We start from the raw sequence: 21,816 nt of genomic DNA on the forward strand, positions 1-21,816 counted from the left end.
ACGAAACGGGCCGGAAGGCCCGCCCTTCAAGGGTGACCCTCCCGGCCCGTGACGTGCAACCGCAGATGATCAGTCGACGGCGGCGGCCGGCTCGCTGTCGTAGCGTCCGTCGAGCTTCGCCACCAGGCCGGTGACCTGCCGCGCGATGTCCGGGGCGGTCAGACCGATCTCCGCCATGACCTCCTTGCGCGTGGCGTGGTCCAGGAAGCGCTGCGGAATGCCGAAGTCACGCAGCGGTACGTCGACCCCCGCGTCCCGCAGGGCCTGCGCGACGGCCGAGCCCACACCGCCGCTGCGGCTGTTGTCCTCGACGGTGACCACGACGCGGTGGCGGTCGGCGAGCGGGGCCAGGGCCTCGTCCACCGGCTTGACCCAGCGGGGGTCGACCACGGTCGTGGAGATGCCCTGCTTGTCGAGCAGGTCGGCGATCTCCAGGCACATCGGGGCGAGCGCGCCGACCGAGACGAGCAGTACGTCCGGCCGGGTGACCTCGTCGGCCGGACGGCGCAGCACGTCCATGCCGCCGATCTTGCCGATGGCAGGCACGGCCGGGCCGACGACGCCCTTGGAGAAGCGCACGACGGTCGGCGCGTCCTTCACCAGGACGGCCTCGTTCAGCTGGGCGCGCAGCTGCTCCGCGTCGCGCGGGGCGGCCAGGCGCAGGCCCGGGACCACCTGGAGGATGGACATGTCCCACATGCCGTTGTGGGAGGCGCCGTCGGTGCCGGTGACACCGGCGCGGTCCAGGACGAAGGTGACCCCGCACTTGTGCAGGGCCACGTCCATCAGGACCTGGTCGAAGGCGCGGTTGAGGAAGGTCGCGTACACCGCGAAGACCGGGTGGGCGCCGCCGGAGGCCAGGCCCGCCGCCGAGGTGGCGCCGTGCTGCTCGGCGATGCCGACGTCGAAGATCCGGTCCGGGTAGGCGTCGGCGAACTTCTTCAGGCCGACCGGCTGGAGCATGGCCGCGGTGATGGCGACGATGTCCTTGCGGTCCCTGCCGAGCTTGACCATCTCGTCGGCGAAGACGGAGGTCCAGCTGGCGGCGTCGGTGGAGACCGGCAGGCCGGTGTCCGGGTGGATCACGCCGACCGCGTGGAAGCGGTCCGCCTCGTCCTGGACGGCCGGCTCGTAGCCCCGGCCCTTCTGGGTGAGGCAGTGCACGATGACCGGGCCGCTGAAGCGCTTGGCGCGCTGCAGGGCCGATTCCAGGGCCTCGATGTCGTGGCCGTCGATGGGGCCGATGTACTTCAGGCCCAGGTCCTCGAACATGCCCTGCGGGGCGATGAAGTCCTTGAGGCCCTTCTTGGCGCCGTGCAGGGTCTCGTAGAGGGGCTTCCCGACGACCGGGGTGCGCTCCAGGAGGTCCTTGCCGCGGGCCAGGAAGCGCTCGTAGCCGTCCGTGGTCCGCAGGGTGGCCAGGTGGTTCGCGAGGCCTCCGATGGTGGGGCCGTACGAGCGCTCGTTGTCGTTGACGACGATCACCAGGGGGCGGTCCTTGGCGGCGGCGATGTTGTTCAGCGCCTCCCAGGCCATACCGCCGGTCAGGGCCCCGTCGCCGATCACCGCGGCGACGTGGTGGTCCTCCTTGCCGAGCACCTCGTTGGCCTTCGCGAAGCCGTCGGCCCAGCCCAGCACGGTCGACGCGTGCGAGTTCTCGATCACGTCGTGCTCGGACTCGGCGCGCGAGGGGTAGCCCGACAGGCCGCCCTTCGTGCGCAGGCCGCCGAAGTCCTGGCGGCCGGTGAGCAGCTTGTGCACGTAGGCCTGGTGGCCGGTGTCGAAGAGGACCTTGTCCTTGGGCGAGTCGAAGACCCGGTGCAGGGCGATCGTCAGCTCTACGACACCGAGGTTGGGGCCGAGGTGCCCGCCGGTCTTGGAGACGGCGTCGACGAGGAAGGTCCTGATCTCGGCGGCGAGCCGCTCGAGCTCCTCCTGGCTGAGCCGGTCCAGATCGCGCGGTCCCTTGATGCGGGTCAGCAGCACCCGTGCCTCCTTGCAGTCGCTTGCTGGTCTGCCGAGTCTAATGTTCGCTACTTGGGCGACAGTAAAGCGCGGTCCCGGTCAGGTCACACCTTTGTCATACCTGTACACATCAGCACGGAGTCACACCCCCCAAACGGGGCCATACCCGCACATGTGTACGTGCATTCCTACGCACAGGTGCCCGGCACCACACGAAGTGGCACCGGGCACTGTGACGGTTCTTACCGCCGCGTCGGACCGCGCGCACGCCGGTCAGGCGCGGCCGGCGGTCTTCTGCGTCTTGCGGGTGACCGAGTCGATCACCACGGTGGCCAGGAGGACCGCGCCCGTGATCATGTACTGGATCGGCGTCGCGATTCCCTCCAGTGCCAGACCGTACTGGATGGAGGTGATGACCATGACGCCGAGGAGGGCGTTCCAGGTCCGGCCGCGGCCGCCGAAGAGGCTGGTGCCGCCGATGACGGCCGCCGCGATCACGTTCATCAGCAGGTCGCCGGCGCCGGCGCTCTGGTTCGCCGCCGCGATCTTGGAGGCCCAGAAGAGGCCGCCGATCGCCGCGAAGGTGCCGGCGATCGCGAAGACCGTGATCCGGACCCGGTTGACGTTGATGCCGGCGCGCCGGGAGGCCTCGACGCTGCCGCCGAGGGCGAAGACCTGGCGGCCGAAGGTGGTGCGCCGCAGGAGGAAGTCCGTGCCGACCAGGGCCAGCAGGAAGAGCACGATCGCCAGCGGCAGGCCCTTGTACTGGTTGAACACGAAGGCCGGACCGAAGGTGAACACCGCGAGGAGCCCGGTGCGCAGCAGGATCTCGCCGAGCGGCCGGGAGGGGACCCCCGCCGCCGCACGGCGGCGGTTGTCGGAGAACGTGGCGAGGAAGTACCCGGCCACGGCGAGGGCGGCGAGCCCGTAGCCGACGGCCACGTCCGAGAAGAAGTACGTGGTCAGCTGCCCGACCACGCCCTCGGAGTCGAGGTTGATCGTGCCGTTGCTGCCGAGGATCTGCAGCATGGCGCCGGACCAGAACAGCAGGCCCGAAAGGGTGACCGCGAAGGCCGGGGCGCCGATCTTGGCGAAGAAGAAGCCGTGGAGGGAGCCGATCAGGGCGCCTCCGGCGATCGCCGCGAGGATGGCCAGCCACTCGTTGACGCCGTTGGTGACCGAGAGGACCGCCACGATGGCGCCGGAGACACCGCTGACCGAGCCGACCGAGAGGTCGATCTCGCCGAGCAGCAGGACGAAGATGATGCCGACCGCCATCATGCCGGTGGCCGTCATCGTGATCGCGATGTTGGTGAGGTTCTCGGGTCCGAGGAAGTTCGAGTTCAGCCCCTGGAAGATGCTCCAGATGATGACCAGGCCGAGGACGACGGGCACGGAGCCCAGGTCGCCGGCCTTGAGCTTGCGGCCGAACTCGTTCACGTACCCGGCGAAACCCTGCTCGCGTACGAGCAGGCGGGGGTCCACGGCCGGAATGGCGTCGTGGGCGGCGACCGGATTGACGGGGTCTATGTGCTGGGTGCTCACTTGCGGGCCTCCCCGGTGCGGGCCGCCCGGCGGGTCACGGCGTTGTCCGTGGCACCGGTGATGGCGGAGATGATCTCTTCCTGCGACGTGTCCTTCACGGAGAAGACGCCGTTGTTGCGGCCCAGCCGCAGGACGGCCACCTTGTCGGCCACGGCCTTCACGTCGGCCATGTTGTGGCTGATGAGGATGACGGCGTGACCGCGCTCGCGCAGCCGCTCGACCAGGTCGAGCACCTGTGCGGTCTGCTCGACGCCGAGGGCGGCGGTGGGCTCGTCGAGGATCACGAGCCGGGGCTCGCCCAGCATGGAGCGGGCGATGGCCACGGTCTGGCGCTGACCGCCGGACAGGGAGGCGATGGGGATGCGGACGCTGGGGATCCGGATGGACAGGGTGGTCAGGAGCTCGCGTGCGCGCCGCTCCATCTCCACCTCGTCGAGGATGCCGCGCCGCTTGAGCTCGCGCCCCAGGAAGAGGTTGCCGACGACGTCGATGTTGTCGCACAGCGCGAGGTCCTGGTAGACCGTCGCGATGCCCAGGTTCTGGGCGTCGTGGGGCTTGGTGATCGAGACCGGGCGGCCCTCCCACTCGATGACTCCGTCATCGATGGGGTGCACGCCGGCGATCGTCTTGACCAGCGTGGACTTACCGGCGCCGTTGTCGCCGACGAGGGCGACCACCTCGCCGGAGTGGATCTCGAGTTCTACGTCGGTGAGGGCCTGAACGGCACCGAACCGCTTCGAGACCCCGCGCAACGCCAGTACGGGCGCAGCGGACACATGAACCATCTCCTTGCCGCCTGACCGGCGGGGATGTCGTGCAAAAGAGCAGGACCACGGGGGGATTTGGGAGGAACGTTTCTGCCCGGCGCCCCGCCGGTGGCGGGATGGAGGCGGGGACGCCGGACAGGCATGGGGGCCGCTCGGCGGACCGAGCAGCGGGTGGCCTACTTCAGGCCGACGGTGCCGCAGGCGGCCGCGTACTTGTCGGTGCAGATCTCGTCGGCCGTGTAGACGTTGTCCCGGATGACGGTGTCCTTGACGTTCGCCTTGGTCAGCGAGACGACCGGGATCAGCAGGGACGGGACGCCCTTGGTGGTGGGGCTGTCGACCTTGGCGGTGGCGGTGGTCGCTATCGACTCGCCCTTGGCGAGGGCGACGGCCATCTTCGCCGCGGCCTCGGCCTCGGGGGCGTACGGCTTGTAGACGCTCATGAACTGCTCGCCCGCGACGATCCGCTGCACACCGGCGAGTTCGGCGTCCTGGCCGGTGACCGGGGGCGGGGGGGAGACGCCGGCCGCCTTGAGGGCGGTGATGATGCCGCCCGCCATGCCGTCGTTGGCGGAGTAGACGCCGATGACCTTGTCCTTGCCGAGCGCCGAGAGGGCGGCCGCCATGTTGGTGTTGGCGTTCTCCGGCTTCCACTCGACGGTGTCGTACTCCTTGCCGACGTTCACGTTGCCGTCGAGGACGGAGTGCGCGCCCTTCTTGAACAGCGCGGCGTTCGGGTCGGTGACGGAGCCGTTCATCATGACGATCTGGCCGTCCTTGGCCTTGGCGCCCAGGGCCTCCAGGAGCGCCTTGCCCTGGACCTTGCCGACCTCTTCGTTGTCGAAGGAGGTGTAGGCGTCGATCGGGCCCTCGGCGAGGCGGTCGTAGGCCACGACCGGGATGCCGGCCTCCTTGGCCTTCTTGACCGAGCCCGCGATGGCCTTGGAGTCCACCGCGTCGATGATCAGGACGTTCACCTTGTTGGTGATCATCGTGTCGACCTGGGAGTTCTGCGTGGTCGCGTCCTGCTTGGCGTTGGCGTAGACGACCTCGCCCTTGCCCGCCGTGAGGTCCTTGACCGCCTTCTCGATGAGCGGCTTGTCGAACTTCTCGTAACGCGCGGTCTGGTTCTCCGGCAGGAGAAGGCCGACCTTGATCGCGCCGCCCTTGACCGCGCCGGTGGCGTTGTCCTTCTTACCCCCGGACTCCTTCGCGCTGCCACAAGCGGCGAGCGAGACGGCCATGGTTCCGGCGGCAACGGCGAAGGCAACTCTGCGCATACGCGTGTTCATTACTTGAACCTCCCTGACGAGGCCGCAGCGCTGCGGCCGAGGTGGATGTGAGTCAACCCCGGCCGCGAGATTGTCGTCAAGGAGTGAATGCTTAACGAGATGACAACGACGCCATTCGTTATCTAACTGAAGACAAGACTGCGGGAGCTCGCACTCCACTTCCATTTTCCGCCAAAAGCGTCGAATCGCCCATCTCGCTCAGGACGAGGGCCAGCGCCCCCAGCACCTCGGCCCGCCCGCCCAGGGACCCGGTGAGCACCGACAACTGCCGGGCCGCGCTGGGGATCGCGTACCTCCCCACTGATTCACGGATGGGGGCCAGGACCAGTTCACCGGCGTCCGCGAGCGAGCCGCCCAGGACCACCCGGCTCGGGTTCAGGAGGTTGCACAGACTGGCCACGCCGCTGCCGATGTGGCGGCCCACGTCGGTGATGACGCGGCGGCAGCCGGGGTCCCCGTCACGGGCCAGTTCCACCACCCGTTCCATCGTCAACTCCGGTCCGTGACTGCCTTGCAGGAGCGGCAGCACGTACCGGGCGGCGGCGAAGGTCTCCAGGCAGCCGCGGTTGCCGCAGCGGCAGACCGGGCCCGATTCGTCCAGCGTGATGTGCCCGATCTCGCCGGCCGTTCCGCCGGGTCCGCGGTAGATCTGGCCGTTGATGACCAGCCCCGCGCCGACCCCGCTGGCGACCTTGATGTACGCCAGGTCCTTCACTCCGCGGCCACTCCCCCAGACGAGTTCGCCCAGCGCCCCGAGGTTCGCGTCGTTGTCCACGTAGACCGGGACGCCCAGGCGCTGCGAGAGCTCGCGCCGCGGATTGATCCCGGCCCAGCCCGGCAGGATCGCGGTGGACCCGAGGGTGCCGGATTCCACGTCGATGGGGCCCGGTACGCCGAGCCCGACGCCGATGACCTTGTCGCGGCCGATCCCGATGCCCTCGACGAGCCGCCCCACCAGCGCTTCCGCCCGGTCGAAGCCGTCGACCCAGGAGGCGTCCACGTCCAGCGGCTCCGACTCCTCGGCCAGTACCTGGTGGGCCAGGTTCCCCACGGCCACCCGCAGGTGGGTGTGGCCGAAGTCGACGCCGATCACGATGCCGGCGTCCCCGCTGAGCGAGACGCTGCGGGCCCGCCTGCCCCCGGCGGAGGTGTCCGTGACCTCGACGGTCCCGGCCTCCTTGAGCTCCCGGACGATGTTGGAGACCGTGGCCGCCGACAGGCCGGTGCTCCGGGCGATCTCCGCCTGGGTCAGCGAACCGGCGAGCCGTACCGCCCGTACGACGCGCTCCAGATTGGCGCGATGCAGCGAAGACTGCGATCCGGGAGTCTGCACGACTCATCCACTCCTGCCCATAAGCAACGGCAAGCCGTCGCCCCCCGGCCGGGGCCGTCAGTGGCTGCATGCCCCGACTGACACGAGACCCCGGCGTCTCTCCAACTTGTGAACCCTAAGTCGAGCCTTTGCGCCTCGTGACGTCAAGAGGCCGACACAGCACGAATCGACCACTACCGGTCATAAGTATGAGAGAAACCTCCATCCTGATCGTGCTACGGTCGCTGAGGCGCTTGTCTTCCACGGCCTTCACGGCCGGACAAGGCGCCCTACGCAATGACAGTGCTACGCAAGGAGGTGTTCGGGATGAGTCCCGATCGAAGTCCTTGCAGCGCTCTCTTCGGCTGAGCTCCCTGAGCGGCCGGTCTCTCTCCGAGTGTGCACGCCCGCGGCCCCGCACCGCCTCCGTGCGTTTCTGCATTCATCTTCGTAACCCCTTCCGCACGCCCTGACGCATCCGTCGGGCGCGCGTCATCCATGCCCACCGGCGTGCCCCGCGGCCGTACGTGCCGTCGCGCGCCGACCCATGATCACTCCACGTGACCGCTCGGCTTCGCGCTGCCCGGACACCGTGGAGGGAGGTTTCGTCATGACCATGCTCACCCCCCGTACCCCCACGAAGCTCGCACCCCCGGGCCGGGCCCGCCCCGAGCGCAAGGCCGCCGAGCTGGAGGCCCGTACCCGGATCGTCGGCGAACGGCTCGCCGAGGTCAGCGCCCGCCCGGGCGTCCAGGTCCTGCAGGAGGTGGACGCCTCCCGCAACGGCCTCACCCACACCGAGGCCGCGCTGCGCCTGGAGCGCCACGGCTCCAACGTCGTCGCCCAGGAGCCCGCCCCGCGCTGGTACGTCCAGCTCGCGAAGGCGTACGCCAACCCCTTCATCGCCGTCCTGGTCTTCCTCGCGGCCGTCATGTACTGGCAGGAGCCCGGCGACCCGGGCGTCGTCATCCTCTCGGTGATGGTCGGGATCAGCGGCCTGCTCCGCTTCTGGCAGGAGTACCGCTCGGGCCGCGCGGCCGACGCCCTCAAGCAGCTGGTCACCACCACCTGCGCGGTGCAGCGCCGGGCCGGCAGCGGCTCCGGGCCCACCACCTTCGAGATCCCGATGGACCAGGTGGTCCCGGGCGACATGGTCAAGCTGGGCGCCGGCGACCTGATCCCGGCCGACCTGCGGATCATCACCGCCAAGGACCTGATGGTCAGCCAGGCCGCCCTGTCCGGGGAGTCCCTGCCGGTCGCCAAGGCCGACACCCGCACGGACGACCTCGGCCAGAGCGAGACCACCGACCCCGTCGAGGCGGACAACCTCTGCCTGATGGGCACCTCGGTGACCTCCGGCACCGCCACCGGACTCGTCGTCGCCACCGGCTCCGACACCTACTTCGGTTCGATGGCGGGCTCCCTGGTCGGCGAGCGTCCCGAGACCAACTTCGACACCGGGGTGCGCAAGGTCAGCTTCCTGCTGATCCGCTTCATGCTGGTGATGGTCCCCGTCGTCTTCATGATCAACGGCTTCACCAAGGGCGACTGGGAGGCCGCCTTCCTCCTCGGCGTCGCCGTGGCGGTCTGCCTGACCCCCGAGATGCTGCCGATGGTCGTCTCCGCCAACCTGGCGCGCGGCGCGGTGGCCATGTCCAAGCGCAAGGTGGTCGTCAAGCGGCTCAACGCCATCCAGAACCTGGGCGCGATGGACGTGCTCTGCACGGACAAGACCGGCACCCTCACCGAGGACCGGATCGTCCTGGACCGCTACCTCGACGTGCACGGCGACGAGGACAACGAGGTCCTGGAGTACGGCTACCTCAACGCGCACTTCCAGACCGGCCTGAAGAACCTGATGGACCAGGCGGTCATCGACCGCGTGGGCGAGGCCGAGGAGGTTGTCGTCGACGCACGCTTCTCGATGGTCGACGAGATCCCCTTCGACTTCGCCCGGCGCCGGATGTCCGTGGTCCTGAACCGCAACAGCATCGTGGGCGGCTCCGGCCGGCCCGAGCACGTCATGATCACCAAAGGCGCCGTCGAGGAAGTCCTCGCCCTGTGCACCCACATGACGGACCGCGGGCGGAAGGTCGAACTGACCGAACAGCTCCGGTGGCACGTCTCGCGCATCGCCGAGGACAACAACCGCCAGGGCCTGCGCGTCCTCGCCGTCGCCACCCGCACGATGCACACGCCGCGCGACACCTACGCGGTGGCCGACGAGGACCAGCTGACCCTGGTCGGTTTCCTCGCCTTCCTCGACCCGCCGAAGGCCGACGCCGCCCGGGCCCTGCAGGGCCTGGCCGACAAGGGCATCGCGGTCAAGGTCGTCACCGGCGACAACGAGCTCGTCGCCGCCCGGGTCTGCGCCGATGTCGGCCTCACGGTCGGCCACGTGGTGGGCGGCACCGAGATCGACGGCCTCGACGACGCGCAGCTGCGCGCGCTGGCCGCCCGTACGACGGTCTTCGCCAAGGTCAACCCGGTCCAGAAGGCCCGGATCGTACGGGCCCTGCAGGCCGACGGCCACACGGTCGGCTTCCTCGGGGACGGCATCAACGACGCGGCCGCGCTGCGCGACGCGGACGTCGGCATCTCGGTGGACACCGCCGTGGACATCGCCAAGGAATCGGCCGACATCATCCTGCTGGAAAAGGACCTGACCGTCCTGGAGCAGGGCGTGATCCAGGGCCGGACCACCTTCGGCAACACGATCAAGTACATCAAGATGACGGCCAGTTCCAACTTCGGCAACGTCTTCTCGGTGCTGGTGGCGAGCGCCTTCATCCCCTTCCAGCCGATGCTGGCGATCATGCTGCTGGTGCAGAACCTGGTCTACGACATCGCCCAGCTGGCCACGCCCTGGGACCGGATGGACGAGGAGTACCTGAGGAAGCCGCGCAACTGGGACGCCAAGGGCATCGGCCGCTTCATGGTCTGCATCGGCCCGATCAGCTCCGTCTTCGACATCGCGATGTTCGTGATCATGTGGAACGTGTTCGCCGCCAACAGCATCGAGCACCAGGCGCTCTTCCAGTCCGGCTGGTTCGTCGAGGGCCTGCTCTCGCAGACCCTGGTCGTCCACATGATCCGTACCCGCAAGATCCCCTTCATCCAGTCCCGCGCCTCCTGGCCGGTGATGGTGATGACCGTCCTCGCGGTGCTGACCGGGCTCTTCCTGCCCTTCTCGCCGCTGGCCGCCTCGCTGGGCTTCGTACCCCTGCCGGCGAGCTACTTCCCGTGGCTGATCGGCGTGCTGCTGGCGTACTGCACGCTCACGCAGCTGCTGAAGACCGTATACATCCGCAGGTTCGGCACCTGGCTCTGACGGCACCTGGCTCCAGGAGCCGGCACGAAGGAAAGAAAGAAGGGAGAAGGCCGATGATGCTCACCGAATGGGAGATGGCCGGGCACCTGGTCGCGGCGCTCGGATTCGGGGCGGCCATCGGCCTGGAACGGCAGTGGCGGGCCCGGATGGCGGGCCTGCGGACCAACGCCCTGGTGGCGGGCGGGGCCGCGCTGTTCGTACTGCTCTCGCAGTACGGGTTCATGAGCGAGGTCTCGGAGGTCCAGTACGACGGCTCGCGGGTCGCCGCCCAGATCGTCTCGGGGATCGGTTTCCTGGGCGCCGGCGTGATCATGCGCGACGGGCTGAGCGTCCGGGGACTGAACACGGCCGCCACCCTGTGGTGTTCGGCGGCCGTGGGCTGCCTGGCCGGCACCGGGATGTTCGTCCTGGCGGCCTGCGGCACGGTGGGCGTGGTGGGGGCGAACCTCCTGCTGCGCCCGCTGGGCCGGCGGATGGACCGCGAGCCGGGGGGCGGGGCCGAGGTGGCCACCGACTTCCACTTCGAGGCCGTGTGCCTGGAGGCCGAGGAGGCCCACATCCGGCACCGGCTGGTCGACGCGCTGGGCCGGCCGGGCTACCAGCTGCGCTCGATCCGCAGCCAGGACGGCCCGGAGGCCGGCCTGGTGACGGTGTCCGCGCTGCTGACCGCCGAGGGCGAGGGGGGCCGGATGCTCGAGGAAGCCGTCAGCAACCTCTCTCTCGACCCCTCCGTCTCGGCGGTCAGCTGGTCGGTGGTGCCCGACCCCTCCGCTGCGTGAGCGGAGGCGCTACTTGAGGGTGGCGGAGGTCAGTCCCGCCTGGATCTGCCGCTGGAAGGACAGGTAGACCACCAGCATCGGGATCATCGCGATGGTCACACCGGCGAACAGCACCGGCAGGTCCGTCTCGTAGCCCATCTGGTACTGCAGCTGGATCAGGCCCTGGGTGAGCATGTAGCGCTCGGGGTCCGATCCGGTCTGCGGCTGCATCAGCACGGACGGCAGGATGTACTGGTTCCACTGCCCCAGGACATTGAATATCCCGACGCTGATCAGGCCGGGCTTGGCCATCGGCATCATCACCTGGAAGAAGATCCGGGTGTGGGAGGCCCCGTCGATCACGGCGGCCTCGTGCACGGCCGTCGGCAGCGTCCTGAAGAAGGAGTGCATGAAGAAGACGGTGAACGGCATCGAGTACGCCACGTAGACCAGGATCAGGCCCTGGAACGTGTTGAGCATGTCCAGCCGCTTCACCATGAAGAACAGCGGGACGAGCGCCAGGAAGACCGGGAACATGGCCCCGCTGACGAAGAAGTAGTAGATCGGCCGGTTGCCCCGGAAGGGGTAGCGGGCCAGGACGTACGCGGCCATCGAGCCGAGCAGCATCGTCAGCGGGACCGAGAACACCATCACGATGAGGGTGTTGGCGAAGTAGCTGCCGATGCCCTTGTCCCAGGCGCGGGGGAAGGCGTCGAAGTGCCAGTTGGCCGGCCAGCTCAGGGCCGACTCACCGATCTGCACATCGGTCTTGAACGAACCGAGCACCAGCCAGATGAGGGGCAGGATGATCAATATCCCCCACACGGCGAGGAACCCGTGCGAGAAGACGTTGAGGACCATGCCCTCGGAACCGCTGTCGCGCTTCTTGCGGGGCTGCCCGGTGGCGGAGGCGCGCTTCTTCTCGGCTGCCGCCTCGCCCGGTGCTTTGACAACTGTGGTCATCGTGGTCTCCCGCTAGAACTCGACGTGCTCGCGGCGAGTGGCCCGCAGCGTGATGGCGGAGAGGATCAGGGTGAGGACGAGCATCACGACCCCCATGGCGCAGGCGTAGCCGGCCTTGCCGAAGTAGAGGAAGTTACGCATCAGCACCGTCGCCATGACCTCGCTGTGGTGGTCCGGTCCGCCGCCGAACTGGCCCGAGGTCATGGTCGACACGAGGACGAACATGTCCATCGCGGCGATGCCCAGATAGACCGCGGAAGTCTGTACAGAATCCCACAGCAGGGGCAGCGTGACCTTGAAGAAGGTCTGGGCGCGCTTCGCGCCGTCGAGCAGGGCGGCTTCGTAGATGTCCTTGGGGATCGACTGCATCGCGGCCGAGAAGAGGACGAGGTAGAAGCCGACCCCGTGCCAGACCACGACGAGCAGCAGGCACCAGAGAACGAAGTTCGGCTCGTTGAGCCATTCGATGGGGTGGGCCGGATCGACCAGGCCCAGTTTGGTGAGGAATCCATTCAGCAGCCCTCCCTCGTCACTGCGGTACACGGCTCCGAAGAGCACCGCGAGGATGGCGAGGGAGAGGACCTGCGGGAAGAAGTAGATCACCTTGTAGAGGGCGGAGCCCGCCACCCCCTGGACTCCGCCGGCTCCGCCGCGCCCACCGGCGTTCAGCATGAAGGCGAAGAACAGGGCGATCAGGATGGTGATCGTCGGGACGAACACCAGGAGCAGCAGGTTGTGCAGCAGCGCGCCGCGGAAGACCTCGTCCTTCATGAGGGCCGAGTAGTTGTCCAGCCCGACGAAGTCGAAGGTCGGTGACTGACCCGTCCAGTTGGTGAAGGAATAGCCGAACGTCTGAATGTACGGCCAGATGACAAAGGTCAGGTACAACGCGAGGGGCAGGATGAGGAAGCCGGCGATGAAGCCGCCCCGCCCCTTGCTGTTTGCTACGTGGCTCATGGTGTCCGTCCCTGGTGTTTCCGGGTGCCCGGTGGACGCTGGTGTCAGCTGCGCTTGTTGTTCTTGGCGTTCGGGTCCTTCGTGGCCTTGTCTACCGCAGCCTGGGCCCGCTTGATCCATTCCTTGGGCTGGATGCGCTTGGCCATCAGCTCATTGGACGCGTTCTCGAGCTCGGTGCCCATCTCGCTGTACCAGTCGCCGTAGCGGTAGTTGAAGGTGTTGTCCCCGGCCGCCTTGAGCGCGGCGACGGCCGACTGGGTACCCGGGCGGAGCTTGACCGCCGGGTCCACGCCGTCCTTGAGGACGGTGAGGGAGTTGGCCTGCTGGGCGAACAGGGTCGACCACTCGCGGGACAGCATCGAGCGGAGGAACTCCAGGCCACCGGCCTTGTTGGCGGCCTTCTCCGGGACGATGAAGGGCTCGCCGGCGCCGGCGCGGATGGCCTCGAACGGCAGCTTCGAGCCGGGCAGTACCGGCATCGGCAGGAACTGCATGTCGAAGTCGTCCGGGGTCTGCTTGAGCTGCTCGTTCTCCAGCCAGGAGCCGGAGGTGATGAAGGCGGCCTTGCCCTGGTTCCACTGGGTCTGGGACTCGGTGTGCGTCAGGCCGTTGGTGCCGGCCATCAGCAGGTCCTTCTCGACGATCTCGTAGATCGCCTCGACGGCCTCCAGCGCGACCGGGTTGTTCGCGAAGGCGTTCGGCTCGAGGTTGTCGATCGCCTTCATGGCATCCAGGCCGCCCTTCTTGGCGATCAGGTCCATGATGGCGACGTTGATGTAGTACGGGTACTTGCCCTGGTGGGCCAGGCCGCCGATGCCGGCCGCCTTGGCCTTCTGGCAGATGTCCATGAACTCGGGCCAGGTCTTCGGCGCGGTCCAGCCCTTCTCCTTGAAGAGCTTGCCCGAGTACCACAGGCCCCAGACCGTGTAGACGTACTGCAGGGCGACGAACTTGCCGCCGATCATGCCGCCTTCGATGGTCCCGGGCATCAGCGTGTCCCGGACCTTCTTGGCCGGGTCGTCGAGTGACGGGGCGTCGAGGACGACGGTGAGGTCCGCGAGCTGGTTGCCCTTGGCGAGCACGTCCAGCTTGATCTGCTGGGCGCCGGAGTCGTCGACGACGTCCGGCGGGTTGCCGCCGTTGAAGCGCGGCTGCAGCTTGGAGGTGATCTCCTGGGTGGAGAGGTGCGAGGAAGTGGTGCCCCACTTCTTGTCGAACGCGGCTTCCCAGGCCTTGGCGTAGTCGTCGCCGTAGCCGCCCTTGAAGACGACCACGTCGAGCTTGCCGCCCTTGGCGACGCCGAACGGGTTCTCCTTGGTGACGGCCACCTTGGACTCGTTGCCCTTGGTGGTCTCGTCGGAGCCGGAGGCGCAGGCGGACAGGAAGCTCATCGTCGGTACCACGATGAGGCCGAGTGCCGCGGAGCGCTTGATCAGGTCCCGGCGGCCGAAGCCCTCGCCGTTGCTGTTCTCGCCGTGGGCGGAGGTGGATCCCATGCTCAAGTCCTCGCCTTCGTCAGAAGTGTGAAGGAGGAAGGAAAGTGCGACTGCTGCCGCCCAGCGGACATCACCGCAGGTCCCCGCCGTCCCCCCGTCCGGAGCCGCTCGTTTCGCGGTGACCCGGACGGGCACAGGTATAGTCCACTTCCGCTCCTGTGAGCAAGATCATGTACCGGTATGGGCCCCGGCTTTTCCGAGTTGAGACCTCACCGTCACCTGACCAGGACTGTCGGAGCCGCCCGCAAAAACGGAAGGGCCGTACCCCCTTAACGGAGGTACGGCCCTTTGGTGCCGGTATGCGCTGTGTGCTTAGCCGCGGATGAGGTTGCGGAGCACGTACTGCATGATGCCGCCGTTGCGGTAGTAATCCGCCTCGCCCGGGGTGTCGATGCGGACGACCGCGTCGAACTCCACGCCGGTGTCGGTGGTCACCTTGACCGTGCGCGGGGTGGTGCCGTTGTTCAGCTCCTCGACACCGGCGAAGGAGAAGGACTCCTCGCCGGTGAGACCCAGGGAGGCCGCCGTGACGCCCTCGGGGTACTGCAGGGGCAGGACGCCCATGCCGATCAGGTTGGAGCGGTGGATGCGCTCGTAGGACTCGGCGATGACGGCCTTGACGCCGAGCAGCGCGGTGCCCTTGGCGGCCCAGTCGCGCGAGGAGCCGGAGCCGTACTCCTTGCCCGCCAGGATGACCAGCGGGATGCCGGCGGCCTGGTAGTTCTGCGAGGCGTCGTAGATGAAGGAGACCGGCGCGCCCTCGACGGTGAAGTCGCGGGTGAAGCCGCCCTCGGTGCCCGCCGCGATCTGGTTGCGGAGGCGAATGTTGGCGAACGTACCGCGGATCATGACCTCGTGGTTGCCGCGGCGGGAACCGTACGAGTTGAAGTCGCGGCGCTCGACGCCGTGCTCCGTGAGGTACTTGCCGGCCGGGGTGTCGGCCTTGATGGCGCCGGCCGGGGAGATGTGGTCGGTGGTGACCGAGTCGCCCAGCTTCGCCAGCACACGGGCGCCGGCGATGTCGGAGACCGGGGTGGTCTCCATCGTCATGCCCTCGAAGTAGGGGGGCTTGCGCACGTAGGTGGACTGCGGGTCCCACTCGAAGGTGTTGCCCGTCGGGATCGACAGCGCCTGCCACTGGGCGTCGCCCGCGAAGACGTCCTGGTAGGACTTGCTGAACATGTCTTCGCCGATCGCGTTCGCGACGACGTCGTTGACCTCGGCCTCGGAGGGCCAGATGTCCTTCAGGAAGACCGGCTTGCCCTCCTGGTCGACGCCGATGGCGTCCTTGGTGATGTCCACCTTCATGGAGCCCGCGATGGCGTACGCGACGACGAGCGGCGGGGAGGCCAGGTAGTTCATCTTGACGTCGGGGTTGATGCGGCCCTCGAAGTTGCGGTTGCCCGAGAGGACCGAGGTGACCGCGAGGTCGGCGTCGTTGATCGCCTTGGAGATCTCCTCCTCCAGCGGACCCGAGTTGCCGATGCAGGTGGTGCAGCCGTACCCGACGAGGTTGAAGCCCATCTTGTCGAGGTACGGGGTCAGGCCGGCCTTGTCGAAGTAGTCGGTGACGACCTTCGAGCCCGGGGCCAGGGTGGTCTTGACCCACGGCTTGCGGGTCAGGCCCTTCTCGACGGCCTTCTTCGCCACGAGCGCCGCGGCGACCATGACGTAGGGGTTCGAGGTGTTGGTGCACGAGGTGATCGCGGCGACGGTGACGGCGCCGTGGTCGATCTCGAAGGAGGTGCCGTCGGCCAGGGTCACCGGGGTGGGCTTGGTGGGCACACCGTTGGAGGAGGCCGGGGAGTCGGACGCCGGGAAGGACTCCTTGCCGGACTCCTCGTCGTCGGAGACGTAGTTGCGCACGTCCACGGCGAACTGCTGCGAGGCGTTCGCGAGGACGATGCGGTCCTGCGGGCGCTTGGGGCCGGCGATGGAGGGGACGACCGTGGAGAGGTCGAGCTCCAGCTTCTCGGAGAAGTCCGGCTCAGCGGCCGGGTCCAGCCACAGGCCCTGGGCCTTGGCGTACGCCTCGACGAGCGCGACCTGCTGGGCGTCGCGGCCGGTCAGACGCAGGTACTTCAGCGTCTCCTCGTCGATCGGGAAGATCGCGGCCGTGGAGCCGAACTCCGGCGACATGTTGCCGATGGTGGCGCGGTTCGCCAGGGAGGTGGCGGCGACGCCCTCACCGTAGAACTCGACGAACTTGCCGACGACGCCGTGCTTGCGCAGCATCTCGGTGATCGTGAGCACGAGGTCGGTGGCGGTGGTGCCGGTGGGCAGCTCGCCGGTCAGCTTGAAGCCCACGACGCGCGGGATCAGCATGGAGACCGGCTGACCGAGCATCGCGGCCTCGGCCTCGATGCCGCCGACGCCCCAGCCCAGCACGCCCAGGCCGTTGACCATGGTGGTGTGCGAGTCGGTGCCGACGAGGGTGTCGGGGTACGCCTGGCCGTTACGGACCATGACCGTACGGGCCAGGTGCTCGATGTTGACCTGGTGGACGATGCCGGTGCCCGGGGGGACGACCTTGAAGTCGTCGAAGGCGGTCTGGCCCCAGCGCAGGAACTGGTAGCGCTCCTTGTTGCGGCCGTACTCCAGCTCGACGTTCTGGGCGAACGCGTCGGCCGTGCCGAACTTGTCGGCGATGACCGAGTGGTCGATGACCATCTCGGCGGGCGAGAGCGGGTTGATCTTGGCCGGGTCGCCACCGAGGGCCTTCACGGCCTCGCGCATGGTGGCGAGGTCCACGACGCAGGGGACGCCGGTGAAGTCCTGCATGATCACGCGGGCCGGCGTGAACTGGATCTCCTCGCTGGGCTGGGCCTGCGAGTCCCAGTTTCCGAGCGACCGGATGTGGTCGGCGGTGATGTTCGCGCCGTCCTCGGTACGGAGCAGGTTCTCCAGCAGGACCTTCAGGCTGTAGGGAAGGCGGGCGGAGCCCTCGACCTTGTCCAGCTTGAAGATCTCGTACGACTCGTCGCCCACCTGCAGCGTGCTGCGGGCGTCGAAGCTGTTCGCCGACACGACAGTCTCCTTCATGCATGAATTCGCGCGTATTGCCGCAATCCTGCCGCGAGGCACTCTGGCCTTTCCGCTAAGGTGAGGCTAAGTTAGGTAACCCTTACCAGCGGGGCGGCTGCGGCACGTCCGGGGCAGATATCTCGATGTCGAGATAACTCTAGTACATGCCGGGGCCGCGGGACGAGGCACGCACCCTCAGGCCCGCCGGGACGACCCGCCGCCCGGGGGATTCCGCATGTCCGGATTCGATCAGCTTGACCAGGGACGAAACCGCCGTTTCGGCGATCCGCTCCGGATCGAAGGTGACGGTGGTCACGGCGGGTTCGTTCTCGGCGTACGCCGGATCCTCGCTGGCGCAGACCAGGAGGAGGCCTCCCGCCGCCGGTCCGGCGCCGGGGATGCCGATGCCGTGGCGCGCGGCGGCGGCCAGCACCTGCCTGCCTCCCGGGTCGTATACGCAGTAGACGGCGTCGGGGCGGTCCGGTCGCTCGTGCCGGTCCTGCCGATCCGGTCGGTCCTGCCGATCCGGTCGGTCCTGCCGATCCGGTCGGTCCTGCCGATCCGGTCGGTCCTGCCGATCCGGTCGGTCCGGTCCCGCGAAGGCTGCGTCGAAGGCGTGCCCGGCGTCGTCATGGGGGTCGAAGGGGATCACGAGCGGCTCCCGGCCCCGTTCGGCGCACCAGTGTTCATAGGCTGACGTGACCGCCCCGGTGTAGAACTCCCGGCCGTAGCCCGCGTGCAGCGCGATCCGCCGGGCGCCGGAGGCCGCCAGGTGGTCCAGTACCTCGCGGGCGGTGGCGGTGTGGTCGTTGTCCACCCATACGTCGTCCGGCCGCGGATCGGCCGGGGGCCCGTCGAAGACCACCGGCAGCCCCCGCGCCCGCAGCGCGCGCAGCACCGGGTCGTCGGCCGGACTGTCCAGCAGCAGCATCCCGTCCACCGCCAGGGTGTGCCACAGCGGCTCGGCTCCGCGGTCGGCGGGCAGCGTGGTCAGGGCGTAGCCGTGGGCGTGCGCCGCCGAGGTGGCCGCGATGAGCAGCCGGGCGTAGTAGGCGATCCGCGCGAAGTCCCAGGCGAAGCCGGCGTACGTGGTCACCGCGATGCCCAGGCTGCGGTTGTGCGGGCCGCGCCGGGCCCCGTAGCCGAGGGCCCCGGCGACCTCGCGGACCCGGCGGCGGGTGGACTCGCCGAGGCGGCCGGTGCCGTTGAGCGCGTGGGAGACGGTCGCGGTGGAGACCTCGGCGGCCCGGGCGATGTCGGCGAGGGTCGGCCCGGGGACCGGCGCGGGCGGGGGCATCGGGACGTGTCCGGATGCGCGAAGGGGGGCGGGCACGGCGCCATCGTACGGATTTCGTCGGCGGAGGCGGCTTCTGGTTAAGGCGTTAATCAAACAGCGTCCTGGCCACGCCAACGTTTGGAGTGTGCATGCAGTCTTCTCCTTCCCCCCGGCCCCAGTCCTCGCCGTCTTCGCCGACCTCGCCGTCGCCCCTGTCGCGCCGGGGGCTCCTCGCGGCCGCCGGAGCCGCCGGCGCCGCGGGTCTGCTGGGCGCGGGGCCCGCCGCGGCCACCCCCGCCCCGCACGGCGGCGGGCGGAACTCGGCCGCGCTGGTCGTCCGCAACGCCTCGGTGTTCACCGGGGTCACCGGGCCCGGCCACCGGGGGCCCGTACGGGCCGTCGCGGTCGGCCGGGACGGGAAGATCCTGGCCACCGGGACCGACGCGGCGCTGCGCCGGTACGTGGGCCGGGACACCGAGGTGGTCGACGCCCGCGGCACCACCGTGATGAGCGGGATCCACGACGGCCACGTCCACCCGCTCGGAGCCGGCGAGCGCTCGCTGTCCCCCTCGTTGGAGAGCGCGGAGACCACCGCGGCCGAGCTCCTGGAGATCCTGACCGGCTTCCTCGCCGACACCGGCGGCGCGGGCGCCGAGCCCGACGGCTGGCTGGTGGTGGAGGACTGGAACCCGGTCGGGCTGCTCCCCACGGGCACCGCTCCGCACCACTCGGTGCTGGACAGGCTCCCGACCCGGCGTCCGGTCGTCCTGATCGGCGGCGACGGGCACAACCTGTGGGCCAACCAGCGGGCCCTGGACATCGCCGGGATCACGGCGGCCACGCCCGACCCGGTCGGCGGCAAGGTGGTCAAGGGCGCCGACGGGAAGCCGACCGGCGTCCTCAAGGACGACGCCCAGGGGCTGGTGCGGCGGCTGATACCCGAGCACACCCGCGCCGAACTGGTCGCGGCCTGCGCCGAGGTGCTGGGGACGGCCGCCGCGTCCGGGGTCACCACGATGATGGACGCCCTGGTGGGGCGGCACGAACTGGAGCTGTACCAGGCGCTCTCCGCGGCGGGGAAGCTGCCGCAGCGGATCGTCCCCGCGATCCGGCTGGAGGCGGACCAGGCCAAGGACCCGGCGGGCTCGCTGGCGTACGCGCGGGGCCTGCGCAAGGAGTTCGGGGGCGTGCGGGGGCTCCGGTTCGGGATGATCAAGGTGTTCCTGGACGGGGTCATCGAGTACCCGGCGCAGACCGCCGCCCTGCTGGAGCCGTACCTCGACGGGAACGGCAGGCCCACCGCGAACCGGGGCGAGCTCTACACCTCGGCGGCGGACTACGGGCGGCTCAGCGCCGCCTTCAACCGGGCGGGCTGGCAGATGCACGCCCACGGGCTCGGAGACCGGGCGGTACGTACCGCTTTGGACGGATACGCGTACGCCCGGCGGGTCACGGGGCAGCGGGACGCCCGCAACGCGGTGGCGCACCTGCAGATCGTGGACCCGGCCGACCTGCGGCGCTTCGCGCAGCTCGGGGTCGCGGCGTGCATGCAGCTCCAGTGGGCCGCGCGGGACACCTGGACCGTGGAGGCGCTGCTCCCCTACATCGGGCCCGAGCGGCACCGGTGGCTGTACCCGGCGCGCAGCCTGGAGAAGGCGGGGGCACGGCTGACGGGTGGTTCGGACTGGCCGGTGGACGCCCTCCAGGTGTGGAACCAGCTCCGCACGGCGATCGACCGGCAGGGCGCGGAAGGGGCCGGCGAGCTGTACCGGGAGCAGGAGGCGCTGAGCCGGGACACCACCCTGCGCATGCACACCTCGGGGACGGCGTGGCAGCTCCGCCAGGAGCAGCTGACCGGCACCGTGGAGGCGGGCAAGGCGGCGGACCTGGTGCTCCTGGACCGGGACGTGACGCGCTGTCCGGTGGCCGACATCAGCGGGACGGGCGTACGGATGACCCTGGTCGGCGGCCGCGTCGTGCACGAGGCGGATTCGGCGTCGGGCCGGGCGGCTTCGGCCCGACTGGCCCGCGCGGCGGCGGCGGGCGCACGCCCGGCCTCGTACGCCTCGGTCCACGGCGGCGGCGGCAAGGGCCGGCACCACGCCTGCGGGCACTGAGGGGTGCGGGGGTTCCGGGGAGGAGCCCCCGCACCAGGGTGCCGCCGCCCCGTGCCGCCGCCACACCGGTCCGCCCCCGCTCAGCCCGCGAGGCCGTGGCGTGCGGCCCAGGCCGTGACGGCGGCGGCGATCTCCCCGGGCCGGTCCTCCGGGCAGAGGTGGGCGGCGGCGCCGCAGTACTCGGTCTCCAGCGCGGAGATGTTCTCCTCGCTCCACGCCACCAGCTCGGGGCCGACCATCAGGGCGGGCGAGCCGTCGAAGTGGAGCAGGAGCTTGGGCACCTGGGGGCTGGCGGCCAGCCAGGCGTCGTACGCCTCGACCCGGGCGACCACGTCCGCCGGTTCGCCGCCGATCGGCAGGGAGCGGGCGAACCGGAGCAGGGGGACCCGGCTCCCGGGGGTGGGGTAGGGGGCGGCGTAGACGGTGTGGTCCGCCTCGCTCAGCGGGTTCAGCACCGTCTTGCCGATGCTGTCCTCGATGAAGAGGTTCCGCTCCAGGATCATCTCCTCCCCCACCCCCGGGGTACGGATCGCCTCGAACCGGACGCGGGCGGCGGGCGGGTACTCCTCCCAGGTCATCGGCCGCAGGATCGTCTCCATGAAGGCGAGCCCGCGGACCGTCCCCGGGTGCCGGGCGGCCCGGTCGAAGGCGAGCGCGCCGCCCCAGTCCTGGCCCACGAGGACGGCCTCCCCGATCCCCAAGGCCTCGAACCAGGCGTCGAGGTAGCGGACGTGGTCGGCGAAGCGGTACTCCCCGCCGGGCTTGCCGGAGCGGCCCATCCCGATCAGGTCGGGGGCCAGGACACGGACCCCGCCCCCGATCCGGGGCAGTACGCCCCGCCACAGGTGGGAGGAGGTCGGGTTGCCGTGCAGGAAGACGAAGGGGACGCCGCCGTCGGGGGCACTGCCGGGGGCTCCGAGCTCCTCGTAGTACATGGTCGAGTCGAGTACGTCGATGACGGGCATGGGGACCGTCCCTTCCTGGTCGCATTCATTGGGGTCACTAACGTTTGT

Annotated in this window: 14 protein-coding genes; 3 read left to right on the top strand and 11 right to left on the bottom strand. The window is 69.4% G+C overall.

Features of this window, described 5'->3' with window-relative positions; genetic code table 11:
* Window positions 1-69: 69 nt before the first annotated feature.
* The 5 genes from dxs to OG435_RS42475 all read right to left on the bottom strand — a co-directional run bounded on the left by dxs (window position 70) and on the right by OG435_RS42475 (window position 6,902).
* Window positions 70-1,986 carry a 1-deoxy-D-xylulose-5-phosphate synthase gene (dxs, locus tag OG435_RS42455; protein ID WP_266885767.1) on the bottom strand — a complete coding sequence of 639 codons (1,917 nt, stop codon included), beginning with the start codon at window positions 1,984-1,986 and terminating at the stop codon, window positions 70-72.
* A gap of 252 nt (window positions 1,987-2,238) precedes the next feature.
* On the bottom strand, window positions 2,239-3,510 hold the full coding sequence (locus tag OG435_RS42460) for a sugar ABC transporter permease (protein WP_266885769.1): 1,272 nt from the start codon (window positions 3,508-3,510) through the stop codon (window positions 2,239-2,241).
* Window positions 3,507-4,295 (bottom strand): ATP-binding cassette domain-containing protein, encoded by a 789-nt coding sequence (locus OG435_RS42465; protein WP_266885771.1) that lies wholly within the window; start codon window positions 4,293-4,295, stop codon window positions 3,507-3,509. Before OG435_RS42465 ends, OG435_RS42460 begins: the two co-directional genes overlap by 4 nt.
* A gap of 158 nt (window positions 4,296-4,453) precedes the next feature.
* Window positions 4,454-5,557 carry a sugar ABC transporter substrate-binding protein gene (locus OG435_RS42470; RefSeq protein WP_266885773.1) on the bottom strand — a complete coding sequence of 368 codons (1,104 nt, stop codon included), beginning with the start codon at window positions 5,555-5,557 and terminating at the stop codon, window positions 4,454-4,456.
* Between the two features lie 130 nt (window positions 5,558-5,687).
* On the bottom strand, window positions 5,688-6,902 hold the full coding sequence (locus tag OG435_RS42475) for an ROK family transcriptional regulator (RefSeq protein ID WP_266885775.1): 1,215 nt from the start codon (window positions 6,900-6,902) through the stop codon (window positions 5,688-5,690).
* A 589-nt stretch (window positions 6,903-7,491) separates the two neighbouring features.
* On the opposite strand from OG435_RS42475, the gene mgtA reads away from it, so the two are divergent.
* Together mgtA and OG435_RS42485 are read left to right on the top strand one after the other, a co-directional pair.
* Window positions 7,492-10,212, top strand: a complete 2,721-nt coding sequence (mgtA, locus tag OG435_RS42480) for a magnesium-translocating P-type ATPase (protein WP_266885777.1) — start codon at window positions 7,492-7,494, stop codon at window positions 10,210-10,212.
* Window positions 10,213-10,265: 53 nt separating this feature from the next.
* Window positions 10,266-10,991, top strand: coding sequence for an MgtC/SapB family protein (locus OG435_RS42485; RefSeq protein ID WP_266885779.1), 726 nt, complete (start codon window positions 10,266-10,268; stop codon window positions 10,989-10,991).
* A gap of 9 nt (window positions 10,992-11,000) precedes the next feature.
* On the opposite strand, the gene OG435_RS42490 is transcribed toward OG435_RS42485, so the two are convergent.
* The 5 genes from OG435_RS42490 to OG435_RS42510 form a co-directional block, all read right to left on the bottom strand.
* Entirely contained in the window at window positions 11,001-11,933 is a 933-nt protein-coding gene (locus OG435_RS42490; RefSeq protein WP_266885781.1) for a carbohydrate ABC transporter permease, read from the bottom strand.
* A gap of 12 nt (window positions 11,934-11,945) precedes the next feature.
* Window positions 11,946-12,890 (bottom strand): carbohydrate ABC transporter permease, encoded by a 945-nt coding sequence (locus OG435_RS42495; protein ID WP_266885783.1) that lies wholly within the window; start codon window positions 12,888-12,890, stop codon window positions 11,946-11,948.
* Between the two features lie 44 nt (window positions 12,891-12,934).
* On the bottom strand, window positions 12,935-14,386 hold the full coding sequence (gene ngcE / locus OG435_RS42500; RefSeq protein ID WP_266885785.1) for an N-acetylglucosamine/diacetylchitobiose ABC transporter substrate-binding protein: 1,452 nt from the start codon (window positions 14,384-14,386) through the stop codon (window positions 12,935-12,937).
* A 312-nt stretch (window positions 14,387-14,698) separates the two neighbouring features.
* Window positions 14,699-17,428 (bottom strand): aconitate hydratase AcnA, encoded by a 2,730-nt coding sequence (gene acnA, locus OG435_RS42505; protein ID WP_266885787.1) that lies wholly within the window; start codon window positions 17,426-17,428, stop codon window positions 14,699-14,701.
* A 139-nt stretch (window positions 17,429-17,567) separates the two neighbouring features.
* Window positions 17,568-18,743: a LacI family DNA-binding transcriptional regulator gene (locus OG435_RS42510; RefSeq protein ID WP_266885789.1), complete on the bottom strand. Its 1,176-nt coding sequence runs from the start codon at window positions 18,741-18,743 to the stop codon at window positions 17,568-17,570.
* A 92-nt stretch (window positions 18,744-18,835) separates the two neighbouring features.
* On the opposite strand from OG435_RS42510, the gene OG435_RS42515 reads away from it, so the two are divergent.
* A complete protein-coding gene (locus OG435_RS42515; protein WP_266885791.1) occupies window positions 18,836-20,803 on the top strand; it encodes an amidohydrolase in 1,968 nt (655 codons plus the stop codon).
* A gap of 80 nt (window positions 20,804-20,883) precedes the next feature.
* Here OG435_RS42515 and OG435_RS42520 read toward each other — a convergent pair whose 3' ends face one another.
* Window positions 20,884-21,768, bottom strand: a complete 885-nt coding sequence (locus OG435_RS42520; protein ID WP_266885793.1) for a haloalkane dehalogenase — start codon at window positions 21,766-21,768, stop codon at window positions 20,884-20,886.
* Window positions 21,769-21,816 lie beyond the last annotated feature (48 nt).

The organism is Streptomyces sp. NBC_01264 (assembly GCF_026340675.1).
Classification (GTDB): Bacteria; Actinomycetota; Actinomycetes; order Streptomycetales; family Streptomycetaceae; genus Streptomyces.